Source organism: Chryseobacterium sp. c4a (genome assembly GCF_009900745.1).
Taxonomy (GTDB): Bacteria; Bacteroidota; Bacteroidia; order Flavobacteriales; family Weeksellaceae; genus Chryseobacterium.
Genome location: NZ_WXVU01000020.1, coordinates 86,141 through 99,217, shown reverse-complemented (window position 1 = coordinate 99,217; position 13,077 = coordinate 86,141). Strand labels below are relative to the sequence as shown.

Genomic DNA, 13,077 nt, shown 5'->3' with positions numbered 1-13,077 from the left:
TTTGTTTTGGTTATTAGTTTTTTGTTAGGTTCTGAAGATTTTTCATCTCTTCCATCCAATAGGTTCACATATTCAACTGTTTCTTGGTTCTATTATTAAACATTGATGCTTGCAACATTATATTTCATCTTATCATAATACAGGCTACTTATCTTTCTGGAGTCTCTAATAATTTTACTATTCCAATTCTCATCAACATCTTTTTCATCAAAATGATATTCATAATCCAGCCATAAAAATTCATCTTTTAAATTTTTATAGGTACCCGCATGGTTTGAATAGTTATCTTGAATAGTTTTCCAATCCATTATTAATAATCAGTATACTTTGAATAGTTTTATATGCAATTTTTAGTTCATATTTTACAGATCAAATATCCTTTCTACCTATCTCCATTATTATTTAACAAATTATATTTTTTCATTATAATATCTCTTAGCTTTATTATATCACTCTTGTACTCTACATTGTAATTAGATAGTATTTCCTTTATTAGATTTATTAACAAATTATAATTAGACGTTCTTATAATTTTAGGATTCTTATATTCATTAATCAAATACTTTTCAACAAAAAGCATCGATTTAAATCTTATAGTCATCGAATCATCAAAACCTCCTAATGTATTTATTTTACTCTCAATTACATCTATAAGTGAGTGTATATTTATAATCGCATTTTCCAATTCAAACCTCTCTTCATACTCTTCTTTACTTCCTGCTATATTGAGTAGTTTCATTTTAAGATGCTCTCTAATATTTTGTTTTTCATCAAAACTCTTTAGATTCCATATTTCGTTTCGTATAACAAATGGTTTAAGCATATCAATTCATTTGAATTCCCATTTTCAATTTTTCCGTAATCATTATAAAGTTTATACAGTTCATAAATTTCATCTAGTATATCCATAGTATTTCTCAACGCTTATTTGGTATATTTTCCATTAACAGCTGACTATATTTTGTAGTCACTACTTTATCAGTTTTTTTATCTATTTGTAAGTATACTTTTTAGATTATCCATTTATTTTTTCAATATGTAAATAAGACCATTTTTGATATTCTTTTAAATTATCTGGTGATAATCCATTATTGCTGAGAAATTCATTTATTAAATCATAATCAATTCTATTAAAATCCTCTCCTAGCTTAGGAATATCAAATTCTTTTTTCATTACTTCAGATATTCCAAAATTGTCAACCAAACAAATTTTCTCATGCCCATTGTGTTTGAAATATTTCTGAGATATTGATAAATCAAGCTGTCCTCTATTAAATTTTGCAATTCTTCCATCGCCTATAGTTGATTGATAATATGCAAAGAGTATGATTGTATTAAATTTACTTGAGAGCCTTCTTAAAAATTCATCATATAAATAAACAGAATAATTAAATTCAAGTTCTATTTCACACCAATCGTTATTATAATTATTGGATAAAATGATTGTTTCATTACTATTTTGGGAATAATACAACGGTTTAGATTCTTCAATGATCTCTTGTCTTCCAATGATATAGTAATTTTTTAATTCATCTAAAATTACCTTTAGATCGTTCAATTTTATAAATGCTTTTGAAAATGTTCCCATTATTTTAATATTTGCCCAAGTTCTTCCAACGAATTCACTACTGTTACTCCTTGTTGTTTAATTCTATCTATCATATTTATTTGTGCAGGTGTCGCATCACTTAAAGGTTTATCTATATACAGAATTACCTTCTTATTATATGGATTACAAAAATTGTCTAGATCCTTATTTAACAACTTCGCAAATTGTGTCTCTTTTACAGAACTAAACGAAGCTTTAACTTCAATAATTTCATCAGCAGTTCCTACATCTATATCCGTAATATTTGGATCTATTTTTTGACCAAAGGCTGTAACTTGTTTTTTACCATTTACAAAATCACCTACTTTCCCTTCAATAATTCTTCCTACATTATTTGAATTTGATATATCTAAATTTTTAGAGTTTATTATTGAATTATTGATATCATTACTTCTTTGTTCACTCCACCTCAATATTTTTCCTGCGGGATTTGTATATTCAATCTTATTACCATTTTTCGCTATATTTCCAAATACACTACCTAAACCGTCCGCTTCTTTCCACTTCTTATACCCACCCGCCTTTTCAATAGCGCTCAGGTTTTTAGAAACGAGGTTCAGTTCATCTGCATTTTTCCTTAATGCAGGAGCTTCCTCTGCCAGAATCTGCCATGCTTTGAAGCCGTCTTCTTCATTAACAATACTTTTAAAGACTGCATTGCCTTGGGACAGATCGTTTACAAAGTCATCAAAATTGCAGGACTGTGCTGATAAAAGACTGATAAGCAGCAGTCCTATTACCGTTAATAAGTTTCTATACCACATCATTTATGAAGTTTTTATTTTCCAGGCTGTACTCCAGAGTTTGGGCTTCTCCTGTTAGTTTATCTTTGTATAAAAATTTAACATTATCCCCTTGTCGCCACATTTTTTCAAATTTCAGTTTCTCGAAGGGATATGTTTTTTGCAGCAGCTTTTGCTCTTTCAAATCTACTACCCAAACACTACGTTGTCTTAGAACAAAAAGTTTATCGTCCCAGAAGTTGTTTTCAATAAAAGTATTATTTGTTCCTATCTCTGCATCATACTTTTTCAAGCTAAGATCATGGGTATTCATAACCATCAGACCATAAGGAATAAATACAAATGCTCCATCTCCGGATTCAAGTTTAAATTTTTCTAAATCTGCTTCCAGTCCACACCCTTTTCCTTCATAGTCTAAAAGAGAATGGATAAACAAATTATCATCAACATACAACCTGAATCTCCATAAAGTAAATCCATAAAAAGGTTCATCAAATTCTGTTGCAATCAGTTTGATGTTTTTGAATTTAGATTCAAAAGTGTGGGGTCTATCTAATGCTAAGGACATAATATCGTTTTTACTTTATTTCTTTTATAAATTTGGTAGGCTTCTATTGTTTTATCCAATTTACCGGATTTTTCTGCATTTTTAAAATACGTAAGCCTACTTTTATCACCGTTGATATAGACTGCAATATCATCTGCTACATTTTGAGGAAGTTTATTCAATGCAGTCTGAATTTCTGTCACTACCGCTTTACCTTCTACAACACATATTCTCCATTTTTTATTAATTCTTACCAACGCTTGAACATCATCAAAATAGCTTGCATCCATTGCATGAAGTTTTTTGGAAAATTCTATTTGTTCTCCAGCAAGGTTCACGTTTTTCTTAAACCAAGGGGCTACATCTCCAACTTTCAAGTCTACATCTGTAGCTTTCTTGCTCATTTTAAATGAGAAGTAATAGATTCCATCATCTAATTTATCTGCCAACATTCGGGAGTCATAAGTGTAAACCAAATCATCAACACCTTCTCCATTTTTCAGGATAGGACTACCAAATCCACCTCCTAAGCTTGTTTCTTTCTGGAATCTATCGATTCTTAAGTCATAGTCATTTCCTTTAACAATTTTATTGATTTTAGAGAACCCACTATATGGAGGCCAGTTAATTCCGTTCCAATCATTCAGATTGTTATCTTTAAATAACTTATAAAGCTCATCCCATTTATCAGCGCCCCATAACCTATAGGCTTCACGAGCTATATCTCCCTTCGCTCCATTGGCAAAATCTCCTACTGTTTTAACAAAATCGTCATATTTTACATTTTTGTAAACAGCATCTACAAGTTTATCTACAATTCCCAGAGCTTTCCAAACCTGCTCTTGTTTAGTAAGCAACTCTCTCTCTGCAGGAGGCAGGTTATCAAGATTCGTAGTAAGTGTTTTCCATTCAAGATATTTAGCAGTCAATAGATCTCTTAACCCTTTATTCTCCTGCAATAATTTCTTTGTAGCCTGAGGAAGACTGCTTATAAACTTATATCCACCAACACTAAGGTTTTTCACTCCGATAATACCCATTCCAAGGTTATAAGCATTGATTGCTTTTCCTAGATTACTATCCGGATTTACAGTTTGTGTTGTAACAGCTATATTTCCAACTGCTCCAGCCACTTCAGCCATTGCCCATGCACGGCGTATCCATGTCACTTTAGTTGCCAATGCAGTTCCTCCACTCAGATATATAGTAGCTATATCCAGTGTTGTAATAACACCTTTTTCAATATAATCATTACGTATTTTATCTTTGCTGTACTTCAGGAGTATGGCGGGAACAATATAATTGCCATTACCAAAATCATAACCATCTATTGCGGATTGTATTAAAGGGATTTTATCTGCATTTGGTATCATAATTACAGGACTCAATGGGGAGACATCTGTAATCTTTTCTTTATTTTCCGTTTTAGACATCCCAGACTCATGGGCAGTCACCGGATTATGATGATACGTGGTGTAAACATCAAATAAACCTATATTACCTGTTGATTCATCATAGACTCCATCATTATGTTTTGATGTATAGCTCTGATAGATAATTGATGAAGTATCACTAGAATAGTCTACAGGATTAAGGTTAATAACTCTTGAAGCAAAATTATCTGTTTCAGATGGCCATCTATCGGCAATTGATGCCGGATATTTGTTAAACATAGACACCAATACCCCCATAAAATTGGTGTAATTATTACCTCCATAAAGGATAATTCTATCCTGTAAATGACTGACAAGATTTTTGATTAATTCATTATTATTATTTTCTAAAAGAATATAGAAGGTCTTGAAATTTTCTGCTTTAATAGAAGCAGCAAGTCTTACAATAGCGGACTCCTGATCGTCTTTTATGGTACTGTCGTATCCTAATTTTTTAATTAATTTTTCGATCTCTGTATAAGACAATAATCTTAATGAACAATCATCTACATTTTTAATTGTCTCAACAAGTAATGGCTTATCATTAGAATCAATGATCGCCCGAAGTTTGTTATATCCTTTATTAATAGCAACTACATCTTTGCCTACACAAATATCATCAGAGATAACACTACTTCCTGAACCATCCAAACAAGGTACAGTACTCAAATACTTGATAGAGTTGGCATCTGTAACTTGAGTAAGATCAAAGCCTTTTTTATCTTTAATATAATTCCAGGAAGTCGTATAGTTTTTATTGTATCCACAAGATCCATAATTCCAGAATAATGTAATTGTAGGATTCTTTGTTTTTTCTTGTTGTGAAAGCAGCGTAATGGCAAGTGGCTCAGATATTCCTTTAGCATAATAACCATTTTTACCATTTCTATTTTCCCAATAATAGTCTGTTCTTTCTGAACAGTCGTTGTTTTTACACATGGCAATTCCATGAACTGCCCCATTTGGAGTTTTCACATCACCAGAAAGATAAATACTAGATCCACTAAATTTAAATGGCTCCCATTCTGGTGTCAATTGAGTGACTGAAAACTCTCCCGCACTCTGTCCCTGGAACGCATAAAGCTTAAATGCCGGATCATTGATCTGCTTCCATTCCAGATGAGAAAGTTCTTCTCCTGGAGTATAATCCATCAATAGATTCGTTCCTTTTTCTGGAGTTCCGTAGGCTTTCCAAGGGTGTTCCAGCTTGAATACACCATGTCCTAATTCGTGGGCTCCTGTTTTGGCAGGGGTATTTCCATACACATAACCAAACTGGCCATTCAGGCGCATATATCCACTCTGTCCGGTTGAAGATTTCTTATCTGTTACAAACAGTACATATCTTGCATCAGTACCTTTATAAAGTGCGTTGATCTGCTGCTGTTGAGGACTATACGTACTCATCAGATCAGAATCTTCACTGTTGATGGTATCACCGCTTACAATAGAACTGATATTCAGGATAGGTTCTTCCTTAACATTGAATTTCACTCCAATTTTATTGTAAATCTGGTTCAGTTTAGCACCTTGTGCCTGCAGATTAGATTGTGAAGCGGCATCCAGCGGAACCAAACTCACATTGATATCTTCAGGACTCAGATGTACAAGACGGAAACTGCCGATTACTTTCTGTTTTGAGCCTGTTTCTTTAGGCATCAGCACCGCAATCACCTCTTCCTCTGCATAATCAAATGTGCCCGGAAGTTTTAACTGATAGTTTCTTTCTGTGGCTGTCTTATTAACCTCTGTAGCTTCAATAGCTTTTCCTGTTCCTAAGGTTTTAAAGATGATTTTTGCATCTTTAAAGGAAGGATCAGAAATACTTACTTTCGCGTCAAATAATTCCGTCTGCTTATTAACAGTAGCCTTATAAGGAACATATATGGTATTATTGTCTGCATCTTTTACAGAAGGATATTTGGATGTTGGAAGCTTTGTTTTTTCCGGTGTATCAAACGCAAACTTACCTGCAGCGTCTTCTTTCCATTCTATTTTGATTCCTTTGGCTGTATATTGATTGACAGCAGCATTACTTCCACTTCCTGAAACGCCGTCTGTATTGGTTGAATTGGACGCTCCACCTTCAGCCACCTTGCCTGTTTTGGTAACATTTCCATTTTCATCTACCGTCCAGATGTTTCCGTCTTTATCCTTAATCTCATAGTCTTTTCCGCCTGGGTAATCCTGCTGGCTTGGAGATCCGCCATTACCGGAATCACCATACACTGTAATTTTTCCCGGTGGTGGTGTTGCCGTATATTTAATATCTACAATCGTATAATCTACGGTAATCTCTTTTACTCCTGCATCTCCAAAAGTTTCTCCTAATCCTCCGGAAGCATAGTGTACTGCCGTTTCATTCGGATCATAAGTGGTTTCAACCGTTCCTTCAATCAGTTTTTTATCTGTATTAAGCTTGATATTGGTAAAGCTTACCTTGATTTTTGTATCCGCTAAATAAGGAACTTCAATAAAGCCTGTTCCTGTATAAATACCATTGCTCCCTTGGGCTGACAATACCGTTACCGGGAAATCTCCGGCTGTAAATACTTCATTATTCCCCAGCATGCTCTGCAATGGATTTTTATTGGCAATATCCACTGCCGGCATGATCCCACACTGATAATTATTGTTTGAAGAACTGCCGTCTGTTGTGAAAAACTGAATTCCACTATAGCTATAGGCATTTCCGGCACTATTTCCTGAAGTCGTTGGATTGGTATCTCCAAAGGTTTGAGTGCTTCCGCAGACTGTACCTACCCGATACTCATATTCTGTCTTATCTTCAAGTCCTGTAAGAATTGCTGTTGCCTGATAACTTTGCTGGGTAGCCCATTCTGCACTGCTTCCTTTTTTTCTGTATTGAACATTGTACAAACCACCCGGTTGTCCTGCAAGACTCCATCGGATCTCTACCCTTCCTTTACCCGCATTTTTAGCCATAAGCAAAGTAGGTACCGCACAATTCTCTACATAATCGAAATAGAAAATTTCCGAAAGTCCATTATTCTTATAAACTCCGTTATCATCTGTAGAATTGGCTCCCAATACAGGGTTTCCTGATTTTGCCTGCACCTGCCAAGCATATCTTTTGCCTGGCATAAGTTGGGTTTTATCTATTCCATAATATAAAGTAGGGGCATACGTTTCTTCTCTCCAGAGTGGCGGAGCTGAAAGAAAGCCGGAAATAGGACTCTGCCCCTGATCCCAAAGTTCTTTTAAAGTAAAAATATAACGGGTATTCGGAGCAATTTGTCGTGGCATCCACTGAAACACAACACCACCGCCACCACCATAAGGAGCCAATGCCTGTATTTTTTCTGCATTTTGCGGAAGAGTAAGCATCGGTGGATCATACTGAACCATAAAAACCGACGTACATGTCTTTGAAGAAAGATTATTCTTTGTATAATAATCATATGCCTGAAAGCAAAACTGATATACTCCATCTGCCAGAGGTTTTGAGTATTGCACTGCATTAATTCCGGCCAGGTTTTGTAATTCAAAAAGGGAACGTAAATCTACATTACTCAAGGTCACATTACTTCCCGGATACAGCATAAAAGGACTCAGCCCTACAACAAAATCATTAGATCTTGCAATAGGAACTGCATTAAGCCCTGCCTCCAGAGAAAATTTAATTCCCGTCTGATGCTGTGGTTCCAGAAGGTCAGTCATTAAAACCTGTAGCTGCAGCTTATTGTCTGTACTGGTTGCATAATCTGCAAGCCGAAGACTATAAGGAGGAATAACAACAGGAACCAGCTTCACAGGATATTGCTGTCCCGTCACTTTCACTGGCATAAGACCTGAAATCAATAATAAAAATAGCGCAATAACTTTAGTATAGTAGTGCTGTCTTTTTAAATATGATTTAAAACAATCTTCAATCATGTTCTGTGTTTTTATATTGAGTTCTCAGATAAAGCACGCTTTATTTGAATTTATAGTTAATTTGTTTTTCTGATCCTTGTTTGTCTCCCGGTAAAACATATTTGGCCTTAACATTATACTTTACGGAAGGGATGGTTCCAAACGTGGATTCAAGTAAAGCATTAATGAGTGGAGACCTCGAGTTTTCAGGAGATCCTACATATTTAGAGGCTGCTTTAGAAATCAATTCGTACCAGTCCGCTTTATAATAACTGAATAAGTCATATTTGAAAGGGAAAGTTTGTTTCAAAAATGCATTGCCTTTATCATTCCCCAAATATTGCAGATATGAAGTAAATACCGGGAAAGCGTTCGTAGGCGGAATTCCTGTAAAGTCATCATCACTCTCAGCTCTGTTCAATTCTAATCCGTCAAATGGATAGTTATTGTATAAAAGCCCTTTAAATTTACCCGCAAAAGAATCCTCCATTAAAGCAGTAAGATTAATCAACGGTTTATTATCAGTATATTTTGAACCTGAAATTTCAGTAGCATCAAAATACTCATCAGCATTCATATTATTCTGCAATGTCACTACGTCGGAACTTAATTTGATCCATAAAGGATTGAAATTCAAAGCAGATAGCTTATCAGAAAGTGTGTTATACTTACTGGTTCTGAATACATACGAAAGCCTGTCGATCTCACCATTTTTAGAAAGATTTTGAGCTTTTTTAATTTCTGTAGTTACAGAAACTGCTGAGCCATCAGTGCCCTCTTCTGTTTTCTCTGTATTTTCTACGGTATCATTTTCAGAGGCACTATTAGATCCGTTCTTATTTTTTGCAATCAGTGCCAGTGTATAATCTTTCTGCTTAGCAAGATCCGGCACTTTGAAATTCACAATATTATCAGCAGTATTATAAGAGAAACTACTTTCTACTGGTGAATCTGCAGCAAAAACGGTTGAAGTACTCCAATTAGGATCATCAAACAAATAGTCTTGTCCTCTTTTTAGCTTGATATAACCGTTGGTACTTTCTCCTTTATAATAGTTTTCCTGCTCGGCTACCGGATAAGCATATTTTATATTTGACAGAGGAATTGCTTCTGGTGCTGAACCTGTTTTAAATGTACGTTCTTCAATTTCTACTGCTTTTTGCCCATCAACCATCACTATTTCATACATTCCATTCTTTTTCTCCATAAAACTTACCTGAGCCATTGCTTTCAGTGTTTTGTTAGGAGGCAGAATATCATCAGAAATAAAATTGGCAAAGTCTTTAGAATTAGCATATTCTATAACTCCTTTAATTTCTTTACCTTGATCATCAACAATGGTCATTTTCTCTACAATGACTTTGTAAGTATGATCTCCATCATCTTCAGGAATTACGATAGGTTCGTTCACTCGAACGCCAAAAGTAGCTTGAGGAATAGCAAAAACATCTACGTTCGTTTCATCTTTTCTCGGGGTTAAGTCTGTAATAATCTTCATACCGCCAAGCACTGATGAATTTTCAAGAACACATTCTTCACCAAACTCCATCTTAAATCTAAAACGACCTTTTATCAAGCCACCAAGCAGGTTGTAATATCCGCCAAGATATCCTCTTACCCAATATGGATTGGGGCCTTTCGCTTGTAAAAGAGCGGCAACTCCTGCTTTAATAATTGGAATTTTCTTTTTGATAAACCAAAGCTTTATTTTAATACCTAGCTCCCCTTGTAAATAAACATAAGCCTGGCCGTTCGCATACCATCCATTAATCCCTATTCTGTCTCCACCACGATTGGAACATTTAGCTTCACCATAGTTTTTAAGCATAATATCAGTTCCTAAACCAGCCTGGAAACGTGCATATAGGAATAATGCCGTCATATCACCCGTATCAAATTTAAGGTGTGTACCGAAGGCAAAACCTTTTCCATCACCAAGAGCGTTAAGATTGCTCATATAATCAAGATCCTGAACCTGAAGTCCCAAGATTTCTGCTACTTCAACCGGTGGTGGCGGACTGCCCGGAATGCGGGTTCCTACCATAAAGTAGCTGGAAGATTGTAAATAAAAACTATCAAACCCAACTTTAAGCCCGATCATGTCCGTTGGAGTACCAATGTGCATATACCATTCATCCGGTGCAATATGTACAACAGCCCATCCGGCACGTCCATTAGGCCCAATTCCTTTGATAATTCCTTTAGCAATATCAATAAATACATCCAGACTTGCATGGAATACATTATTGTTAAAATCATAGTTCATGGCCAACTTAGCATAGATGGCACCATCAATTTTTTCGGTAACGGGATATTGTTCGTCAACCTTCTTTGTATCCAGAAATGTGTTGACTGTTTTATTATTTTTCAGGTCATTCAAAAACTGCACATTCTCAGTCATTTTTTTGAATTTATTCTGAACACCGGCAAGTGCATCTCCAGGAACTAACTTTGTAAGATCAGCCATTACTACAGCTTCACCTATAAATCCGATATTGGCCAATCCACCATTAGGATTCGTAGAAATACTGAAACCTGCCATGATGTCGATGGTTTTGTTTGTCGGAATAGAACCGTAAATACCAGCTCTCAATGCTAATCCCACAGTATTATCAGGTTTTAGAACCAAAGCTTTATTTTCATAGGTAGGATTCATAGTGAGTTCACGATCAGGAATCATTCGATAAAATGCACCTCCTGTAAACCCGGTAATCTTCAATGCAGTAGCCTGAATACTAAGTCCTTTTACAGACCCTTCAAATCCCCAATACCTGAAAGTACTGTATCCAAAAGCTGCGGCTACTTCAACGGTAATTTTACTTAGTGATGTGATCTCTGCTTTAAGATTAGCTTTAAATCCATTTCCGTATAACGGATCCTTGCGCATGATCTCAAGACTTCCGGAGATCTTACCCACTCCAATATCTACATTGTTAAGTGCCAGTTTAGTAAGGTTAAACCCATCATACTTCCATCGTTGTCTGTTATTTTCACTTACGATCAAGCCATTAATCATCATTCCGCCTGTTGCAGAAAAGCGTTCTTCCTGTAAACCAACGGTAACATTAAACCCTAAATTAGCCCGCGATCCGTCTGCGATCACAACGATATTACTGATACTTGCCGGAAAACCAGCTAATTTCTGTTCTCCTTTTACTCCAAAATATTGAACTGTTACAAATGGTGCTTTCGTCTGTAATGTAAGTCCCTGAAACTCGATTCCTTTAAAATCGGCATCTTTTTTACTGTTAGGATCATTATCATCCGCAGAAGAATTAGCTGCAATAGCCATGCTTCCGTTAAGAATTGCTTTAGGAAGGAATTCTTTATTTTTCACACGCATTTCAATGGAAGAACCGGCTGCAATAGTTGCCTTGGCACTCCAGATATCAAAATTAATATCATTGAGAGTTGTCACAGAGATCAGATATTGTTCTTCTGTTATAGCCCCTCTATACCCTAGATAATTGGGAATGGTATTTGTAGAGTTGTCATTATTCTTTTGAACCGGAAGTTGTATTTTCCCTTCCAGGTTTGCCCCTACAATTTTAGAAGCAGCAAGATCAATTCCTATTTTATCCAAAGAATATCGCCAGGCATTTTCTCTATTGGTTACCCCGCGCTCTATTGGGAAAATATTATTGGCTGCGAAGCTTCCGGAAACCCCGTAAGAATCAATCAACAAATTATTAGCTTCAAAAGAAACGCGTGTATCAATATGATCTTCTGTTTTGAATTCTTGGGGAAGGCCGATATTTAAAGTCTGTACATATAATCCTCTCCAGGATTCTGTCCCGCCAATCAGATAGCCATGGGTATTATAATACTGAGGAAATTGCACGCTTGGATCTGTTCTCAGGTCACTCAGATCCAAAATAGCATTATTGACGAAGAAAGAGAAGTATCCCTTATCCTGATTTTTAATCTGAGAAGTAATAGCAAAAGGACTGATGCTCACTTTCACCAAAATATCATTCCAGTCGCTTGCTTTAAGAGCAAAATCACCACGAACCCTGTTGGTACCATTATTTCCAATTTCAGGAAGTACAGCTCCTTTGTTATCTAAGGGCACAAGCACATTTCTGGAGATCTGAACATTCCCTTTTAAAGAGAGTTCTTTAATCCCCTCACAATCCATTGTAACGTAAGTCTTATCATTGATGCTTTCACCGTTTTTAGTAATTCTTCCTCCTTCAAGAGTAAGCATCCACTGGTTTTGGTTAAAAGGCATATTGATATCTCCCAATAACGAAAGTTTTGCATCACCAATGATCTTTCCACTATAGGATAACTTAATATCTTCGGCTCCGAAAAATAATGTTTTCTTCCCGTTCTCTGCTCCTTGTTGTGGTGTGGTTACTCTTGCATATACATTAATCATAGCATATTCGGGAGTAAATTTAGCCTTCGTAACAACAATACTGTATTCTACATTAGACTTGTTTTCTTTAAGTCCGATAGGTAACACGGTAAGCTCATTGGGATTAATCGTACTTGTAAAGTTTCCGCTTTTTTCAAGTTCTTTAAAAGCACCCATTGCTTTACCTATCTCTTTATCGTTTTCAGGATCAGTTTCGACGAACCCTGAGAATTGATCCAAAGGAAATAGGGATACGTTTGAAGCGGGTTTAGTGGGAAATGTTTTTTTTGTGTGTGATTGAAGGGAATCGGTTTTATTGTATTCACGAGCCTTTATAGGAACAAGAAAAAGGCACATAATAAAAATAAAATATATTTTCGCCATGGTTATTGTGTTTCGTGCAAAAATATATTTTTAATTCCACATAGAGGGAATAAGTACTAATAAAATTAGTGTTAAAAACGTATAACAACTATGCTATACATAATAAAATCAACCTATTAGCACTT

General features: G+C 35.6%; 7 protein-coding genes. All 7 read right to left on the bottom strand.

All coding sequences use genetic code 11. The features are described from left to right. Window positions 1-95: 95 nt before the first annotated feature. Window positions 96-308, bottom strand: coding sequence for a hypothetical protein (locus GTR01_RS21275; RefSeq protein WP_160139736.1), 213 nt, complete (start codon window positions 306-308; stop codon window positions 96-98). Between the two features lie 74 nt (window positions 309-382). Next, on the bottom strand, window positions 383-823 hold the full coding sequence (locus GTR01_RS21270; protein ID WP_160139735.1) for a hypothetical protein: 441 nt from the start codon (window positions 821-823) through the stop codon (window positions 383-385). 192 nt (window positions 824-1,015) lie between these two features. Then, window positions 1,016-1,588, bottom strand: coding sequence for a hypothetical protein (locus GTR01_RS21265; protein ID WP_160139734.1), 573 nt, complete (start codon window positions 1,586-1,588; stop codon window positions 1,016-1,018). Next, a complete protein-coding gene (locus GTR01_RS24690; protein WP_228452307.1) occupies window positions 1,588-2,376 on the bottom strand; it encodes a hypothetical protein in 789 nt (262 codons plus the stop codon). The genes GTR01_RS21265 and GTR01_RS24690 overlap by 1 nt, the downstream gene beginning before the upstream one ends. Continuing rightward, on the bottom strand, window positions 2,363-2,920 hold the full coding sequence (locus GTR01_RS21255; RefSeq protein ID WP_160139733.1) for a hypothetical protein: 558 nt from the start codon (window positions 2,918-2,920) through the stop codon (window positions 2,363-2,365). The genes GTR01_RS24690 and GTR01_RS21255 overlap by 14 nt, the downstream gene beginning before the upstream one ends. After that, on the bottom strand, window positions 2,911-8,229 hold the full coding sequence (locus tag GTR01_RS21250) for a fibronectin type III domain-containing protein (RefSeq protein ID WP_160139732.1): 5,319 nt from the start codon (window positions 8,227-8,229) through the stop codon (window positions 2,911-2,913). The genes GTR01_RS21255 and GTR01_RS21250 overlap by 10 nt, the downstream gene beginning before the upstream one ends. A gap of 40 nt (window positions 8,230-8,269) precedes the next feature. After that, window positions 8,270-12,952, bottom strand: coding sequence for a hypothetical protein (locus tag GTR01_RS21245; protein ID WP_185155154.1), 4,683 nt, complete (start codon window positions 12,950-12,952; stop codon window positions 8,270-8,272). Window positions 12,953-13,077: the final 125 nt, after the last annotated feature.

Bases quoted from the DNA above. Each gene is read 5' to 3' on its own strand.
- GTR01_RS21275 (WP_160139736.1), bottom strand. From the start codon at position 308: ATGGATTGGAAAACTATTCAAGATAACTATTCAAACCATGCGGGTACC.
- GTR01_RS24690 (WP_228452307.1), bottom strand. From the start codon at position 2,376: ATGATGTGGTATAGAAACTTATTAACGGTAATAGGACTGCTGCTTATC.
- GTR01_RS21270 (WP_160139735.1), bottom strand. From the start codon at position 823: ATGCTTAAACCATTTGTTATACGAAACGAAATATGGAATCTAAAGAGT.
- GTR01_RS21245 (WP_185155154.1), bottom strand. From the start codon at position 12,952: ATGGCGAAAATATATTTTATTTTTATTATGTGCCTTTTTCTTGTTCCT.
- GTR01_RS21265 (WP_160139734.1), bottom strand. From the start codon at position 1,588: ATGGGAACATTTTCAAAAGCATTTATAAAATTGAACGATCTAAAGGTA.
- GTR01_RS21250 (WP_160139732.1), bottom strand. From the start codon at position 8,229: ATGATTGAAGATTGTTTTAAATCATATTTAAAAAGACAGCACTACTAT.
- GTR01_RS21255 (WP_160139733.1), bottom strand. From the start codon at position 2,920: ATGTCCTTAGCATTAGATAGACCCCACACTTTTGAATCTAAATTCAAA.